This is a genomic window from Niallia endozanthoxylica, assembly GCF_008710145.1.
In the GTDB taxonomy this organism is placed as follows: domain Bacteria; phylum Bacillota; class Bacilli; order Bacillales; family Cytobacillaceae; genus Bacillus_BD; species Bacillus_BD endozanthoxylica.
The window spans coordinates 51791-69301 of record NZ_VYKL01000035.1 but is presented as its reverse complement, the minus strand read 5'-3'; the positions used below and the strand labels follow the sequence as shown (position 1 = coordinate 69301).

Below are 17511 nucleotides of genomic sequence, written 5' to 3'. Positions count from 1 at the left end.
ATTAATTATATTTTATTCATCTCATAATTAGATTGATTTTATGCAAAATACATATTAGAAATATTATTAATGTTGTAATATGATGAATTTAAGAAATTTAATAACAAATCGAGAACAGTTTGGAAACAAGCTATTTGTTATTAATCATATTTTTAGATAAAGGGTGAAGTAAACATGAATCAGAATAAACCTCCTGTAAAACAAGGTCTTTACAATCCAATTAACGAACGAGATGCCTGCGGGATTGGCTTAATTGCAAATATAAAAGGCAACAAAGAGCACACTATCGTGCAAAAAGGTCTTACGATGCTGTCTCGAATGGAACATCGCGGCGGTCAAGGAAGCGATCGGGATACAGGTGATGGAGCAGGATTGATGACTCAAATTCCCCATGAATTCTTCACAAAAGCGTGTCCACAATTAAGTGCCTATAAAGAAGGCGATTACGGAGTCGGAATGATTTTTCTTCCTCAAGATAGCAAGCAGCGAAAACAATGTGAGACTGCATTTAATGACATGATTGTCCAAGAAGGATTGAACCTTCTAGGCTGGAGAACGGTGTCAATCAATGATTATGCGATTGGAACAACAGCCAAATCAAGTCAGCCCTTCATTCGACAAGTATTTATCGGAAAAGCAAATAGCAAACAGAGTGAAATCGAATTTGATCAAAAGCTATATATGATTAGGAAACGAGTAGAAAAAGAAGTTCAGGAAAAACAACTAGCACAAGAATCGACCTTTTATGTTGCGAGTCTTTCATCAAGAACAATTGTCTATAAAGGGATGCTAACGCCGGATCAAATCCAACCATTCTATCTTGATCTACAAGATGAATCCTTTACATCCTCCTTTGCTTTAGTTCATTCACGTTATAGTACAAATACATTTCCTAGCTGGGAAAGAGCTCATCCAAATCGTTATTTGATTCATAATGGAGAAATCAATACCTTAAAAGGTAATGTGAATTGGATGAAAGCACGCGAAAAGATGATTGATTATTCTGTCTTTGGTGAGTTTGGTCATGAAGTACTGCCTATTATTGATGAAAATGGAAGTGACTCCTCATCCTTTGATAACTGTCTGGAATTCTTACATTTAACTGGCCGTTCCTTGGCACATGCAGTCATGATGATGGTTCCAGAGCCTTGGGAAAAAGATGACACAATGGATGATAGCTTAAAAGCCTTTTATGAATACCACAGCCATTTAATGGAACCATGGGATGGTCCTGCAGCTTTTGCTTTTACAAATGGGAAACAAATTGGCGCTATGCTGGATCGAAATGGTCTGCGTCCCGCTCGTTACTATGTGACAGCAGATGACCAAATCATCCTTGCTTCTGAAGCGGGCGTTCTGGAGGTCGAAGAAGAAAGAATTCTTGAAAAAGGAAAATTAAGCCCTGGTGACTTGATTCTAGTTGATCTAGAAAAAGGATGCATCCTTAATAATGATGAAGCGAAGCGGATGGTTTCACATGAGCAGCCTTATAGACAATGGTTAAATAATCGAAGTGTTCATATCAATGAATTATTAAATGCCATGGATAATAGTAAAAATCATGCCACATTAAAGCAATACCATCAGGCATACGGGTTTACACAGGAAGAATTGAATGATCAAATCCTTCCAATGGCAAAAGAAGGAAAAGATCCAATTGGTTCGATGGGGAATGATACGCCGCTTGCGGTGCTCTCCAATCACTCTCAGTTATTATACAATTATTTTCAACAAGTGTTTGCCCAAGTAACGAATCCGCCGATCGATGCGATACGAGAACACTATGTTACATCAACAGCGACATTACTAGGGCCGGAAGGAAGTCTTTTAAACCCTAGTGAAGAAAGCTGCCAGCGTATTCGCCTTGATTCGCCGATACTAACAAACGAAAATTTGAATAAGCTTAGATTTTTGAAAAGAACTCCATTTCAAGCAAGAACATTCCCAATCTTGTTTCAGGCGGCTAATGGAGAATCCCATCTTGAATCTTCTCTGACACAATTATTTCAGTCGGTCGATGAAGCAGTAAAAGAGGGTGTCTCACTGATTATTTTATCTGACAAAGGGTTGAGTAAAGAAAAGGCGGCTATTCCAGCCTTGCTTGCTGTCAGCGGACTCCACCAGCATTTAATCCGTCAAGGTACACGGACAAAGGTAAGTATTATTGTAGAAACTGGTGAGCCAAGGGATATCCATCACCTATGTATGTTAATTGGTTATGGAGCAGATGCCATTAACCCTTATCTTGCTTTTGCAACCATTGAAGACTTCTTTCATAACGGTAAATTAGGCGAAATGGAGCTATCTAAGGCAATTAATCATTACATCAAAGCAGTAACAAAGGGAATTGTGAAGGTTCTCTCAAAGATGGGTATTTCAACCATCCAAAGTTACCGCGGCGCACAAATTTTTGAGGCTGTGGGCATTCATCAGGGTGTGATCGATAAATATTTTAATGGAACTTCTGTCCAACTAGGCGGAATAAAGCTTGAGACCATCGCCACGGAAACACTGATTCGTCATGAAAAAGCCTTTGAAAATGCTGAAGGTCAAGAACAGCCTCTATTTGTAGGTGGAGATTTCAAATGGCGTAAAGGCGGAGAAGAACATGCCTATAGTCCGGATGTTATTCGTTTGCTCAAACAGGCATGCCGTACGAATGATTATGAGCAATATAAAACCTATACAGAAAAAGCAAATGAATCGAAGCTGATCTTTGTAAGGGATTTATTTAGCTTTAAGAAAACAAGTCCAATCCCAATCGAAGAAGTAGAGCCGATTGAGTCAATCGTTAAGCGTTTTAAAACTGGGGCGATGTCCTATGGGTCCCTAAGTCAAGAAGCGCACGAAACCCTTGCGATTGCGATGAACCGTCTTGGTGGCAAGAGCAACAGCGGTGAAGGCGGCGAACATCCTGACCGTTATTTGCCAGATGAAAATGGCGATCTGCGCCGCAGTGCCATTAAACAAGTAGCATCCGCTCGTTTTGGTGTAAACAGTCATTATTTAATGAGTGCAGATGAGATTCAAATAAAAATGGCGCAAGGGGCAAAGCCAGGTGAAGGAGGACACTTACCAGGCAGTAAGGTTTATCCATGGATTGCTGAAGTTCGCGGTTCCACACCAGGTATTGGTTTAATTTCACCGCCGCCGCATCATGATATTTACTCGATAGAGGATCTAGCCCAGCTAATTCATGATTTAAAAAATGCCAACCCAAGTGCCAGAATCAGTGTGAAGCTTGTGTCAAAGGCAGGAGTTGGAACGATTGCAGCCGGAGTGGCAAAAGGTCTTGCGGATGTGATTTTAATCAGTGGAGCTGACGGTGGAACAGGCGCTGCACCAAGAACAAGCATTAAGCGTGCTGGTATGCCATGGGAGCTTGGACTTGCAGAAACTCATCAAACCTTACTATTAAATGGTCTGCGTGATCGGGTTGTACTAGAAGCGGATGGAAAATTAATGACTGGCCGTGATGTGGTTATGGCAGCCTTGCTTGGAGCAGAAGAATTTGGTTTTGCCACAGCCCCGTTAGTTGTTTTAGGATGTGTCCTTGTTCGTCAATGTCAAAATGACACTTGCCCGGTAGGAATTGCCACACAAAATCCAGAATTACGCAAGAAGTTTCTTGGTAAGCCAGAGCATGTGGAGAATTTTATGCGCTTTATCGCACAGGATGTTCGTGAAATTATGGCTAATTTAGGTATTCGAACCATCAATGAATTGGTCGGCCGTACGGATTTATTAACTCAAAGTGAAAAGGCTAAATCTCATTGGAAAGTGAAAGATTTAGATGTGTCAGCTGTTTTTTACCAGCCTGATGGATCGGTGAATAATGGAGCGGTCCATAAACAAAAGCAAAATCATGGACTAGAGAAATCGCTTGATTATCGAGAGCTTCTATCCGTTAGTCAGCCTGCGCTAGAAAGAAAAGAGAAAGTAGAAGCAAGCTTTCCAATCCAAAATATTAATCGAACAGTAGGTACTTTACTTGGAAGTGAAATCACGAAGCGTTATGGTGCGAATGGGCTTCCAGAAAATACTATTCGTTTGAATTTTACTGGGACGGCAGGACAAAGCTTTGGTGCCTTTATTCCAAAAGGACTTACATTAGATCTTGAAGGTGAGGCAAATGATTATGTTGGTAAAGGTCTTTCTGGCGGAAAAATCATTGTAAAGCCATCTGAAAAGTCTGTTATAACTCCAGAAGTTCATACAATTATTGGTAATGTCGCTTTTTACGGCGGCACAGCTGGAGAAGCCTATATCCGGGGTCTTGCAGGTGATCGTTTCTGTGTAAGAAACAGCGGGGTTCATGCCGTTGTGGAAGGAGTCGGAAACCATGGCTGTGAGTATATGACTGGCGGACGTGTTGTGGTATTGGGCTCAGTGGGTAAAAACTTCGCTGCAGGTATGACTGGCGGCATCGCCTATGTTTACAGTGAGCAGTTGGAAGAATTCAAAAAACGCTGCAATCAAGAGTTGGTCAATTTAGAAGCTTTAGAAGAAGAACAAGATGGTCAAGAGGTTTATCGCCTCGTACAAAACCATTACAACTATACAGGTAGTATAAAGGCATTCCATATTCTTAACAATTGGAAACAAACTCGTTCAAAGTGGGTAAAAGTGATTCCGAAAGAATTTAAGGGGATGCTTCAATCCAACTCCAGTAAGTTCTTAATGAAATAACTTCATTTCCTCGGCAAGGAAGTTAGTTCTTATTAATGAAGACTAAATGATTTGAAGTTGAAATTAAAGGAGGTGAGGATCGGTTTGCAATTTTCCAAAATGCAGAGCTTAGGGAACTCATATGTATTATTTAATCTTTTAGAAGATTCGATGGAACATGTCAATTTTTCTGAGCTATCGAAACTGGTTTCAAATGTGAAGGTTGGGATTGGTTCGGATGGTATTCTTATCATTGGCCCTTCCGATCGAGCCGATTTTAGCATAAGGATTTTCAATAAAGATGGGATAGAAGCTAACCATTGTTTAAGCGGTATACGATGTGCTGCTGCCTATCTATACGATACGATGTATGCTGAATCTCCAAACTTCACGATTGAGACAATAGATGGAGATGTAAGTGTCAAAGTGGAGGTTGGGGAAAAACGAAAAGTAAATAATGTAGTCGTATGGGATAACCTGAATCGTGTTTGGCCAAAAGATGAAGTCAGATATGTTTGTTATGGTGAATTAGAGGAGATGACTCTACTAAAATCGCAAGATATTCTTGATCAAAATGAGTAGTTAAATATTTTTATATAAAGCCTTGTTTATTAACATTGTTGATTTTTGACTCATCTAAAGCTGTATGGTTATGAAGTGATAGGAGAAATTCATTTTCTCCTATCACTTCATAACCATACAGCAACCTTTCAGCACAGCTGAAAGGCGTGAGAAATGTCCATTTCTCACGGATGAGTCAAAAATCTAATTTATCAATATTTATTCGTTAACAGAGCCACATAAAAAAAGGAGAGATAGTGTATGACAAAGTATACAAAAGAGGATATTAGACAAATTTGTAAGGAGCAAAATGTAAAATATATCCGCCTTCAATTTACCGATATTTTAGGTGTCATCAAAAACGTAGAAATTCCAATCAGCCAGCTTGAAAAGGCGCTTGATAATAAAATGATGTTTGATGGTTCTTCTATTGAAGGATTTGTCCGTATTGAAGAATCGGATATGTACCTATGTCCTGACCTTAATACATTCGTTATCTTCCCTTGGACCGCTGAGAAAGGTAAAGTGGCACGTTTTATATGCGATATTAATAAACCAGATGGAACTCCATTTGCAGGAGATCCGCGTAATAATCTTAAGAGGGTATTGAAGGAAATGGAGGAATTAGGCTTTACCGACTTCAACCTTGGGCCTGAGCCGGAATTCTTCTTGTTCAAGCTGGATGAAAATGGGAAGCCGACATTAGAACTAAATGACAGCGGTGGCTACTTTGATTTAGCTCCTACAGATTTAGGTGAAAACTGCCGACGTGATATTGTTCTTGAGCTTGAAGAAATGGGCTTTGAAATTGAAGCCTCACACCATGAGGTAGCTCCAGGACAGCATGAAATTGATTTCAAATACGCAGATGCAATCACTGCATGCGACAATATCCAAACATTTAAATTAGTTGTTAAAACCATTGCGCGTAAACATGGTCTACATGCAACATTTATGCCAAAACCATTATTCGGTGTGAATGGATCTGGTATGCATTGTAACTTATCCTTATTCAAAAACGGGGAAAATGCATTCTACGATCCACAAGATGAATTGGAACTAAGCGAAACCGCTCGTCAATTTATTGCTGGTATTGTGAAGCATGCAGAATCGTTCACAGCTATAACCAATCCAATCGTCAACTCTTATAAGCGTCTTGTACCAGGTTATGAAGCTCCATGTTATGTTGCATGGTCAACAAGTAACCGTTCACCATTAATTCGTATTCCAGCATCCCGCGGTTTAAGCACACGTGTAGAAGTACGCAGTGTAGACCCTGCTGCAAACCCATATTTAGCTTTAGCTGTTCTATTAAAAGCAGGTCTTGACGGAGTAAAGAATAAAATGGCTCCTCCAGCACCAGTGGACCGTAATATCTATGCCATGAATAAAGAAGAGCGTCTAGCTGAAGGTGTGACGGATCTTCCATCCACATTAGCTCAAGCCATCGATGTACTAAAATCAAATGAAGTGATTGTGTCTGCTCTTGGTGAGCATATCTTTGAACACTTTGTTGAAGCAAAGGAAATTGAATGGGATATATTCCGCACGCAAGTTCATCCTTGGGAACGCGATGAATATATGAGTGTATATTAATCAGTCTGCATCCTCTAACATACAAAAGCAGCCTTGCTAGAAGGCTGCTTTTAATATAAGTAGTACGATTCCACTTTAGTAGTAATAAGGAAATGGAAAGATAAATGGAAATCCGAAGAAGAAGAATGGATATCTGTGGCGGCGGAATCTTCTAAATCTTCTTCTGCCGTATCCTCCATAACCGCCAAAACCCAATACCCTGTCATCTGCTTCGATATCTTCAGGCACTAACATGGTTACGCCTTCTTCATCAACATCCTCAATAATTCCTTCCATTTGCGTGCCATCACTCATTTGTGTAATTACATGATAGTTCCTGTACTTCATGCAAAGACTTTTCATATCTGGTTCATTTGGCATATTAGGCATATGACCTGATTGATTTCCATAGTTTTGGTCCATAACCATCCCTCCCTTTCTCTCTTCCCAAAATATGCGAATATTTAAAGATTGTTACTAATGCTTAGCAGGGCCGATAATGAGGGAACTCATGACGCCGACTGTGATAATCGCAATACAGGAAAAAAGAAAGGATCTAAGTCCGAGCACACGATAGCCAGCTGTTACAATCAAGCCATCAATAATGAAAATGACGATGCCGATATTTAAAGAGGAGGAGTTTGAAACTAATTTCGCCAGCAAATCGGTTCCGCCGGTGCTTGTCTGATAGCGCAGCATGAGACCGGTGCCAAGTCCGATAAAGGTTCCGCCCAACAAGGCACTTGCAAGGATGGGCAAATGGAGCTGATGCTTCATCGGTGCCAGCCAATCAATGAAAAAGGCGGCAATAAAGAGACCGTACAGACTATGATAAAAATACAATCTCTCACGAAGCCATGTATATAGAAATAGAGGAATGCTCAGGAGCATCATAGTAAGTCCGACGCGTGCATCAAAGTAATAATGTAAAATGAGGGAAATTCCAATAATGCCCCCATCAATCAAATGATAAGGTACTAAAAAACCGTTAATTCCAATTCCCATTAAAAGGCTGCCAATAAAAACTACAAATATTTTCTGAATAATAAATGTCACCTTCATTTACGTTGGATATGAAATAATATATGTCCAAGCATTTTATGTTAGAAGGATTTTTTGTTTGGATTTTTGTAAAAAAATGGTATATACAAAGGGGGAACTGTAAAAAATAAAAAAGTTGAGACAGCAAAACAAAAGGAGCCAATCGCTATGATTCGCTCCTTTTGTTTTGCCTATTTTTGTATCAGCTCATTCGCGGTTCAATGTGAATATGAGAATCATTTATCTGATGGTTTTCTAGCAGCCGATCTTCGACTTCTTCAGCAATTTGGTGGCCTTCAATCACCGTTAAGCTTGGTTCAACGAAAATGGTCGCATCCACGATGGGACGGTTTCCATGCAATCTTGCTTTAATATCCTTCACCAGATGTACACCAGGTGTCGTACGGATGGTTTCTTCGATTTCTTTTAGCTTGGATACTTCAAAAGCATCTGTTAGATCGAGGGCAGCATCCTTGAAAATCTCCCATGCCGTATAGCAAATCATGAATCCGACAATTCCTGCTGCCAGTGGATCAAGCCAGCCAATGCCAAAATAGGATCCGGTAATCCCAACGGCTGCTCCGACACTGACTAAGGCATCTGAACGGTTATCCTGCGCAGCTGAATAAAGGGATTTATTATTCAGTTTTTTGGATAAGCCAGCATTGTAACGATAGATGCCAAACATAAAGAGGGCTGAGGCCAACGCAACAAAAGCTGTTATAATTTCAGGTCTAGTATCATTCGGATTAAAAAAGGACTCTACGGAGCCGATAATAACTTGAATCCCAACCGATATCATAATAAATGCTGCCACTAAAGAGGCAATCGTTTCGGCGCGTGAATGGCCGTAGCGGTGGTTTTCATCGGGTGGTTTTTGTGAAATTTTTAAGCCGATTAAGACAGCAAGAGAGGCCATAATATCGGTTAAATTATTTAAACCATCTGCTTTTAACGCCTCGGAGTTGCCTATATAGCCCATTGTTAGTTTAAAAGCGGAAAGAACCACGTAGGCTGAAATACTAATCCAGGCTCCTGTTTCTGCCTTTTTTAGATTGGAGTTCCCCATACAATCCTCCTAGAATGAACATGAAAATTTACCTTATATAGTATTGTTTAGGGCAGTTGATTATATACTTGGCCGGTAAGTAACTTGTTAAAGAAAGGTTCACTGTAGAGAATGGAAGGAATTTGTAAAGAAGGCGATAAGGAAAGACGTTTATATTTTCGGGAAAAATAAAACTTATTAAGGTAGCAGATATAGAAGGAAAATTCTAAAAATATAGACAAAATACATGCGTTTTAGTTGAACTTTTTTCCATTCTCTATCATAATATATATGAACACATATTCATATAGTCATTTACAAAGAATATTATAAAGAAAGCAGGGGTTGCAATGGGCCACCATCACGGTCATTCGCATGGACATTCACACGGTCATCACCACGGACACCATCATCATGGACATTCTGCAAATAAAAAAGCATTATTTCTTTCCTTTATCCTCATCACTACTTTTATGATAGTGGAGGTTATTGGAGGACTCCTAACAAACAGTTTGGCATTACTTGCTGATGCCGGTCATATGCTAAGCGATGCAGCTGCCCTTGGGCTGAGCTTTTTTGCCCTTAAGCTTGGGGAAAAAGCGGCATCACAATCAAAGACCTTTGGATATAAACGATTTGAAATTATTGCTGCAGCTTTAAACGGTCTGACGTTAATTATTATTTCCATCTATATTATTTACGAAGCATTTCACCGCTTTGCTGACCCTCCTGAAGTGCAGAGCATAGGGATGCTGACGATATCCGTGATTGGTTTAGTTGTTAACATCATTGCTGCTTGGATTCTTATGCGCGGTGACAAAGATGAAAACTTAAATGTAAGAAGTGCCTTCCTGCATGTATTGGGAGATATGCTTGGTTCTGCCGGGGCTATTGTTGCCGCTCTCTTAATGATTTTCTTTGGCTGGGGAATTGCTGATCCGATTGCGAGCCTAATTGTGGCTGTGCTGATTATTATCAGCGGCTGGAGAGTAACAAGAGATTCATTCCATATTTTAATGGAAGGAGCACCTGCTCAAATTAAACTCGAAGAAGTGAAGGCTGCATTAGGTAAAATTGCAGAAGTGACAGAGGTACATGATCTTCATATTTGGTCCATCACTTCGGGAATGCCTATGTTAAGCTGCCATATTTCCATTTCAGAGCATGGCGTTCATGATCAAATTTTGGAGAAGGCGCAGTCGATTCTCCATGATGATTTTGGAATTGAACACAGCACAATCCAAGTAGAACGAAATGAACTGGGCTGTCCAAACCCGCATCAAGGCTGTAATTAATGGTGGGCATGCTCGATGGTTTGCTTTAATATATCCATGACATGCTCGTCATCGTGTGTATAGTATAAAGTGGTCCCTTCGCGACGGAATGTAACAAGACGTAAATTTTTCAAGAAACGCAGCTGATGTGAGACGGTTGATTGCAGCAAGGATAATTTTTCAGCAATTTCATTGACAGAATGTTCACCGGTAAATAATAAATGAAGAATCCGAATTCGGGTCGGGTCTGATAAAGCCTTAAAGGTTTGTGAAACAATAAAGAGCGTTTCTTCATCAAGTTCTTTGATTTCTTCAATTGGGTTTTCTTTTTCCAATAGAATCACCTCTTGAACCTATTATAACGACTTTAGTAGGAAAAATCATGGGCATCCTCTTATTGCTCATGATTTTTTCTTTTTACGCTGATGAATCATCAAGAACATCCATATGAATCCAACTGTTTCTTTTCATATGTAAAGCTAAGTAGTAAAATGAAAATAAGATGGTTACGAGGAAATTTGCGGCACTTTCTTTCCAGGACCGGTACATAATCTCTAGTAGGAGCAGGTGATGAGGATTGTTTTTAAAAATTTTATCAGCCTTTTTTTTACCCGGCTTGTTGGTTGTATGGTTTACAAGAGTCACCTATAATCGGGTGCTGGCCCTTGTTTTGACAGTAGCATTAATTGCGGCCTCAGTCTATAAAGGCTATACCCATAGTATTTGGCTGATTGTCATCGATGCTTTTTCCTTAACAGTCGGTTTTTGGTACGGAGATCGGATGGAACAGAAACTAAAGCATACATCAACATCATAAAAAAGAACCTGTCACCACAAAAAGGAGGCGGGTTTTTCGTTGACTTTGGATATAGCTCTTAGCACGAACAAGTAATTATTTTCCTCTTGAAAAAATAGAATATTTGTTCGCTATAATTGTGGTTTGTTTTTATGGCAATGTGGTAGAATGAACATAGATGAAAAATTTGGATACGGATTAAAGATAGAAGGATGCACGAATGGGAGGAAAGCTTGTGAAAGATCAATTTCAACTAGTATCAAAATATACACCTCAGGGAGATCAGCCGGAGGCCATCAGAAAACTTGTTGAAGGCATTAAGGAAGGGAAACGTCATCAAACATTGCTTGGAGCTACTGGAACAGGTAAAACTTTTACCGTTTCGAATGTGATTCAGCAAGTAAACAAACCAACATTGATTATCGCCCATAATAAAACCCTCGCAGGACAGCTGTACAGTGAATTTAAGGAGTTTTTTCCGAACAATGCAGTCGAGTATTTTGTCAGTTACTACGATTATTTCCAACCAGAAGCTTACGTCCCGTCGACAGATACCTTTATTGAAAAAGATGCCAGTATTAATGATGAAATTGATAAGCTTCGTCACTCGGCAACATCCTCATTATTTGAACGAAAGGATGTAATTATCATTGCGAGTGTATCCTGCATCTATGGTTTGGGTTCGCCGGAGGAATATCGCGAACTTGTTTGTTCCTTACGTGTGGGTATGGAAATGGAACGGAACCAGCTCCTCCGTAAGCTTGTGGATATCCAATATGACCGTAATGACCTCAATTTCATTCGCGGGACATTTCGCGTACGAGGCGATGTTGTAGAAATCTTCCCCGCTTCAAGGGATGAACATTGCTTGAGAATCGAATTTTTCGGTGATGAAATTGACCGGATTCGTGAAGTGGATGCCTTAACAGGAGAGATTTTGGGTGATCGAGAGCATGTCGCCATTTTCCCGGCCTCCCACTTCGTTACCCGCGAAGAGAAAATGCAGGTGGCGATTCAAAATATTGAAAAGGAGCTTGAGGAAAGATTAGTGGAGCTCCGTGAAAACGGTAAATTACTTGAGGCACAGCGTTTGGAACAGCGGACGCGCTATGATTTAGAAATGATGAGAGAAATGGGTTTTTGTTCAGGAATTGAAAACTATTCGCGTCATCTTACGTTAAGACCGCCGGGTTCAACTCCATACACACTTCTGGATTATTTTCCTGAAGATTTTCTTATTGTCATTGATGAATCACATGTGACGCTCCCGCAAATTCGCGGGATGTATAATGGTGACCAGGCGAGAAAGCAGGTGCTTGTGGATCACGGCTTCCGTCTTCCATCTGCGCTTGATAACCGTCCGCTCATTTTTTCCGAGTTTGAAAAGCATATCAAAAATATCGTTTTTGTTTCTGCCACACCTGGTCCATATGAACAAGAGCATACACCGGAAATGATTGAGCAAATTATCCGTCCGACTGGATTGCTGGATCCGGTGATTTCGGTTCGCCCAATTGAAGGGCAGATTGATGACCTGATTGCAGAAATTAATGAGCGTGTTGAGAGAAATGAGCGTGTTCTGGTAACGACACTGACGAAGAAAATGTCAGAGGATTTAACCGACTATTTAAAGGAAATCGGTATTAAAGTCAATTATCTGCATTCTGAAATAAAGACGTTGGAGCGGATTGAAATTATCCGCGAGCTGCGGTTAGGGAAATACGATGTACTTATCGGTATCAACCTTTTGAGAGAGGGACTGGATATTCCGGAAGTATCGCTTGTTGCGATTCTGGATGCAGACAAAGAAGGCTTCCTGCGGTCAGAACGATCATTGATACAGACAATCGGCCGTGCTGCACGTAATGCCAATGGTCAGGTGATTATGTACGCGGATAAAATGACTCATTCAATGGAAATAGCCATCAATGAGACAAAGCGGCGCCGCGCGATACAAGAGGAATACAATCGTAAGCACGGCATTACACCTATGACCATTCAAAAGGAAATCCGCGATGTGATTCGCGCGACACATGCGGCCGAAGAGCAGGAAGAATACAATGCGGTGTCTGGATTGCTTAATTTGTCAAAGAAGGAACGAGAAAAAGTGATTGCCGATATGGAAAAAGAAATGAAAGAAGCTGCCAAAGCACTGAACTTCGAGCGTGCGGCAGAGCTTCGGGATTTAATATTAGAATTGAAAGCGGAAGGATGACTTATAGATGGCGATGGAGAAACTGATTGTAAAGGGTGCCAGAGCCCATAATTTAAAAAATATTGATGTCACAATTCCGAGAGATAAGCTTGTTGTCTTAACAGGACTTTCCGGTTCAGGAAAGTCCTCGCTTGCCTTTGATACCATTTATGCGGAGGGACAGCGAAGATACGTTGAATCCTTGTCAGCGTATGCCCGTCAATTTCTTGGGCAGATGGAAAAGCCTGATGTGGATTCAATTGAAGGGTTATCTCCTGCGATATCCATTGATCAAAAGACGACAAGCAACAACCCACGATCAACGGTTGGAACGGTAACGGAAATATATGATTATATGCGTTTGCTTTTTGCAAGGGTCGGTCACCCCACTTGCCCGACACATGGAATTGAAATATCTTCGCAAACGATTGAGCAAATGGTTGACCGAATCATGGAATATCCTGAAAGAACCAAGATGCAAATATTGGCTCCTATCATTTCTGGTAAAAAGGGCGCACATGTCAAAGTCCTTGAGGATATCAAGAAGCAGGGTTATGTAAGGGTACGGATTGATGAGGAAATGTATGATTTAGGAGAAGAAATCGAGCTTGAAAAAAATAAAAAGCATTCAATTGATGTGGTCATTGACCGGATTGTTGTGAAAGAAGGCGTGGAAGCAAGACTGGCAGACTCCTTAGAATCTGCTTTAAAGCTTGGCGAAGGCAGGGTGAAAATTGATGTAATAGGGGAAGAGGAGCTTTTATTCAGTGAGCACCATGCCTGCCCCATCTGCGGATTTTCCATTGCTGCTCTTGAGCCGAGAATGTTTTCCTTTAACAACCCGTTTGGTGCGTGTCCGGAATGTGACGGCCTTGGAGTGAAGAAAAAGGTTGACGTTAGTCTTGTGATTCCGAATAAAGAATTAACCTTGAATCAGCATGCGATTGCTCCGTGGGAGCCTGCAAGCTCGCAATATTATCCGCAGCTGTTGAAATGTATTTGCGATCATTATGGAATTGATATGGATGTCCCTGTAAAGGATATCCCGCAGCATCAAATGGATAAAATCCTCCATGGTTCGGATGGAGAAAAAATTCGTTTTCACTATGAAAATGACTGGGGACAGGTCAGGGATAATGAGATTGAATTTGAAGGTGTGCTCAAGAATGTAGAGCGTCGTTATACAGATACTAGCTCCGATTGGATCCGTGAGCAGATGGACAAATATATGGCCGAGCACAATTGTTCAAGCTGTAAAGGATATAGGCTGAAAAAAGAAACACTGGCTGTCTTGATTGACGGGAAGCATATCGGAGAGGTGACTTCCCTTTCAGTTGAGGAGAGTTTAAGTTTTTTTGACAGTCTTTCTTTGTCAGAAAAGGAAATGAAAATTGCCCACCTGATATTCCGTGAAATTAGAGAACGTCTCGGTTTCCTTGTGAATGTTGGACTTGATTATTTAACGCTTAGCCGCACGGCTGGAACTTTGTCTGGCGGAGAGGCCCAGCGGATACGCTTGGCTACGCAAATCGGTTCACGTTTGACAGGTGTCCTTTATATTCTTGATGAGCCATCCATCGGCCTTCATCAGCGTGACAATGACCGTTTGATTGAAACACTGAGAAATATGCGTGATATCGGCAATACGCTGCTTGTCGTTGAACATGATGAGGATACAATGATGGCGGCTGATTTTCTTATTGATGTTGGTCCTGGTGCAGGGATTCATGGTGGGGAAATTGTTTCCATCGGTACACCGAAAGAGGTGATGGAAGACCCGAACTCGTTAACAGGACAATATTTATCAGGGAAGAAGTTTATTCCGCTGCCGATTGAACGGAAGAAGCCTGACGGGCGCTACGTTGAAATCAAAGGGGCAAAGGAAAATAATTTAAAAAATATTAATGTGAAGTTTCCTCTTGGCATGTTCATGGCAGTGACAGGTGTTTCAGGTTCCGGAAAAAGTACGTTAGTGAATGAAATTTTACATAAAGCATTGGCTCTAAACCTGAACCGAGCTAAGAGTAAACCGGGTGAGCACCGCTCCATTACCGGATTAGAGCACTTGGATAAAGTGATTGACATTGATCAAACACCAATCGGCAGAACACCGCGCTCCAATCCTGCCACCTATACGGGTGTGTTCGATGATATTCGGGATGTTTATGCTTCAACGAATGAAGCCAAGGTGCGCGGTTATAAAAAAGGCCGCTTCAGTTTTAATGTGAAGGGCGGCAGATGTGAGGCATGCCGTGGTGACGGGATTATTCGTATTGAAATGCACTTTTTACCGGATGTTTATGTTCCATGCGAGGTGTGTCATGGGAAACGCTATAACCGTGAAACACTTGAAGTGAAGTATAAAGGGAAAAATATTTCTGAGATATTGGACATGACGGTTGAAAATGCGGTAGAGTTTTTCGAAAATCTCCCGAAAATTAAGCGGAAGCTGCAGACGCTGATGGATGTCGGACTTGGCTATATTACACTCGGACAGCCGGCTACCACACTTTCCGGCGGGGAAGCGCAGCGGGTGAAGCTGGCATCTGAGCTCCACAGACGTTCAACAGGTCGTTCCTTCTATATATTAGACGAACCAACTACAGGCCTTCATGTGGATGATATTGCCCGCCTTTTAGTTGTTCTAGAACGCCTCGTAGAAAACGGTGATACCGTCCTTGTGATTGAGCATAATTTAGACGTGATTAAACGGGCTGATTATTTGATTGACCTTGGTCCAGAAGGCGGGGATAAAGGCGGAACAATCATTGCAACTGGAACACCTGAGGAAGTAGCCGAAGTTCCTGAGTCTTATACAGGTAAATATCTTAAACCGATTTTGGAGCGTGACCGGAAGAGAATGCATGATCAAATTGAAGTAACCCAATAAGCGGACGTACTCAGTCTCAAGACGTATTCTTATTTATTCTGAAACATATTGTTGTTCATTTCGTATGTATTAGATGAAGATGTTTCTCTAAGGGAGGAATCATAATGAAGGAACAACGTAAAAGAATTTTACAGATGGTGGAAGAAGGAAAGCTGACGGTTGATGAAGCGCTGACATTATTAGAAAGGCTCGAACAATCAACAAAAGAAATGGAAGCCAAACAAAAACAGCTGGTGACAGAGCTGTCAACGGTCGTTCAATCTGATGAACAGACAAAGCAGGAAAAGCATTCCCAATCTCAATCCCAGCACAGCTATCAATCCACAAAGGAAAAGCTTTTTGAATTTGTGGATTATGCTGTGAAAAAGATAAAAGATCTAGATTTGGATTTGAATTTTGGAAAACGGATGGACATTTCTCATATTTTTCAACAGACAGATGCTGATTTTAAAGATATGGTTATCGATGTGGCAAATGGAGATGTTCGTGTCATTCCATGGGATCAAAAGGACATCCGTATTGAATGCAAAGCCCAAGTATACCGCGGAGATAATCAGGATGAAGCAAAAGCGAACTTTTTAAAAGAAGTCACCTTTGCAGTGAAAGAAGAACGGCTTTATTTTTCAACAAGACAAAAGTGGATAAAGCTTGAAACGGTTATTTATGTTCCAGAATCGGAATATGAATATGGGGATATCCGGGTTTTTAACGGAAATGTTGAGAGCAAAAATATCAGAATGAAAAAAATGAAAATCAAAACGGCCAACGGAAAAATCATCTTAGATGCTGTTAACAGCCAGGAAGTGGAAGCAGAGACGGCTAACGGTCTGATCCAATGCATTGGCTGTGAAGTAAAGTCAATTGATGCTGAAACATTAAATGGAGCGATTATGCTAAATGGTGATTTTCGTAAAGCTGAACTGCAGACTTTTAACGGAAATATTCAGTGTAAAACAATCAACCATGAATGTGAAGTAATCGATGCAAAGACAACGACTGGTAATATTGAATTGGGGATACCGGAGCAGGCTGCTGTGAACGGTATGCTAAAGTCTAATCTTGGAAATTTCAACGTTGAATTAGAGGGCGTTCAGATTATTGACGAGAAAAGTGAATTTATCCAAAAGTCGCTGAGTTTTAAATCAGTAAAGGAATCAATTGATCTAGTCCAGTTGTATGCGGATACGAAAACAGGTACGATTGCGGTTCGGAAAGTATAAGAATTTGTGCAACAGAATGTTGATTTGCAGCTGGAATTGAATCGAAGGATTCCAGCTTGGACTTCATTCAGCATTCATTCCTCACTTCTATTAGTGGAGGATGAATGCAAAAGTACTCTGATTCAGAGGAAGGTTAAAATCTTGTTGAATGAAGTCAAGCCTCCGGCGAGCCTTGCGATTTTTTAAGGTAATTTATCGAGCGAGCTCAGGTAATCCGGGCGCAAATTCGGCGCGCGAATTTGAG

Annotated in this window: 12 protein-coding genes; 8 read left to right on the top strand and 4 right to left on the bottom strand. The window is 40.8% G+C overall.

Features of this window, described 5'->3' with window-relative positions; all coding sequences use genetic code 11:
* The first annotated feature begins 174 nt into the window (after positions 1–174).
* The 3 genes from gltB (at position 175) to glnA (ending at position 6825) form a co-directional block, all read left to right on the top strand.
* A complete protein-coding gene (gene gltB / locus F4V44_RS20605; protein ID WP_150441896.1) occupies positions 175–4689 on the top strand; it encodes a glutamate synthase large subunit in 4515 nt (1504 codons plus the stop codon).
* A gap of 84 nt (positions 4690–4773) precedes the next feature.
* Positions 4774–5250, top strand: coding sequence for a diaminopimelate epimerase (locus tag F4V44_RS20600; RefSeq protein ID WP_150441895.1), 477 nt, complete (start codon positions 4774–4776; stop codon positions 5248–5250).
* Positions 5251–5490: 240 nt separating this feature from the next.
* Positions 5491–6825 carry a type I glutamate--ammonia ligase gene (gene glnA / locus F4V44_RS20595; RefSeq protein WP_150441894.1) on the top strand — a complete coding sequence of 445 codons (1335 nt, stop codon included), beginning with the start codon at positions 5491–5493 and terminating at the stop codon, positions 6823–6825.
* A gap of 75 nt (positions 6826–6900) precedes the next feature.
* Here the strand turns inward: glnA and F4V44_RS20590 are convergent, their stop codons facing one another.
* The 3 genes from F4V44_RS20590 to F4V44_RS20580 form a co-directional block, all read right to left on the bottom strand.
* Positions 6901–7227 (bottom strand): hypothetical protein, encoded by a 327-nt coding sequence (locus F4V44_RS20590; protein WP_223881992.1) that lies wholly within the window; start codon positions 7225–7227, stop codon positions 6901–6903.
* Between the two features lie 54 nt (positions 7228–7281).
* Positions 7282–7866 (bottom strand): YitT family protein, encoded by a 585-nt coding sequence (locus F4V44_RS20585; RefSeq protein WP_191090792.1) that lies wholly within the window; start codon positions 7864–7866, stop codon positions 7282–7284.
* Between the two features lie 181 nt (positions 7867–8047).
* Positions 8048–8914, bottom strand: a complete 867-nt coding sequence (locus tag F4V44_RS20580) for a cation diffusion facilitator family transporter (protein WP_150441892.1) — start codon at positions 8912–8914, stop codon at positions 8048–8050.
* A 329-nt stretch (positions 8915–9243) separates the two neighbouring features.
* Here F4V44_RS20580 and F4V44_RS20575 point away from each other — a divergent pair, with 329 nt between their 5' ends.
* Positions 9244–10188, top strand: a complete 945-nt coding sequence (locus tag F4V44_RS20575) for a cation diffusion facilitator family transporter (protein ID WP_150441891.1) — start codon at positions 9244–9246, stop codon at positions 10186–10188.
* On the opposite strand, the gene F4V44_RS20570 is transcribed toward F4V44_RS20575, so the two are convergent.
* Entirely contained in the window at positions 10185–10502 is a 318-nt protein-coding gene (locus tag F4V44_RS20570) for an ArsR/SmtB family transcription factor (RefSeq protein WP_150441890.1), read from the bottom strand. The two genes, F4V44_RS20575 and F4V44_RS20570, sit on opposite strands and share 4 nt — an antisense overlap.
* Before the next feature lie 242 nt (positions 10503–10744).
* Between F4V44_RS20570 and F4V44_RS20565 the strand changes: the two genes are divergently transcribed.
* The 4 genes from F4V44_RS20565 (at position 10745) to F4V44_RS20550 (ending at position 17267) form a co-directional block, all read left to right on the top strand.
* Entirely contained in the window at positions 10745–10984 is a 240-nt protein-coding gene (locus F4V44_RS20565) for a CsbA family protein (RefSeq protein WP_150441889.1), read from the top strand.
* 214 nt (positions 10985–11198) lie between these two features.
* Positions 11199–13178, top strand: coding sequence for an excinuclease ABC subunit UvrB (gene uvrB / locus F4V44_RS20560; protein WP_150441888.1), 1980 nt, complete (start codon positions 11199–11201; stop codon positions 13176–13178).
* A gap of 7 nt (positions 13179–13185) precedes the next feature.
* Positions 13186–16047, top strand: a complete 2862-nt coding sequence (uvrA, locus tag F4V44_RS20555; protein ID WP_150441887.1) for an excinuclease ABC subunit UvrA — start codon at positions 13186–13188, stop codon at positions 16045–16047.
* 104 nt (positions 16048–16151) lie between these two features.
* Positions 16152–17267: a DUF4097 family beta strand repeat-containing protein gene (locus tag F4V44_RS20550; RefSeq protein ID WP_150441886.1), complete on the top strand. Its 1116-nt coding sequence runs from the start codon at positions 16152–16154 to the stop codon at positions 17265–17267.
* Positions 17268–17511 lie beyond the last annotated feature (244 nt).

Bases quoted from the DNA above. Each gene is read 5' to 3' on its own strand.
- gltB (WP_150441896.1), top strand. From the start codon at position 175: ATGAATCAGAATAAACCTCCTGTAAAACAAGGTCTTTACAATCCAATT.
- glnA (WP_150441894.1), top strand. From the start codon at position 5,491: ATGACAAAGTATACAAAAGAGGATATTAGACAAATTTGTAAGGAGCAA.
- F4V44_RS20590 (WP_223881992.1), bottom strand. From the start codon at position 7,227: ATGGACCAAAACTATGGAAATCAATCAGGTCATATGCCTAATATGCCA.
- F4V44_RS20585 (WP_191090792.1), bottom strand. From the start codon at position 7,866: ATGAAGGTGACATTTATTATTCAGAAAATATTTGTAGTTTTTATTGGC.
- F4V44_RS20580 (WP_150441892.1), bottom strand. From the start codon at position 8,914: ATGGGGAACTCCAATCTAAAAAAGGCAGAAACAGGAGCCTGGATTAGT.
- F4V44_RS20575 (WP_150441891.1), top strand. From the start codon at position 9,244: ATGGGCCACCATCACGGTCATTCGCATGGACATTCACACGGTCATCAC.
- uvrA (WP_150441887.1), top strand. From the start codon at position 13,186: ATGGCGATGGAGAAACTGATTGTAAAGGGTGCCAGAGCCCATAATTTA.
- F4V44_RS20550 (WP_150441886.1), top strand. From the start codon at position 16,152: ATGAAGGAACAACGTAAAAGAATTTTACAGATGGTGGAAGAAGGAAAG.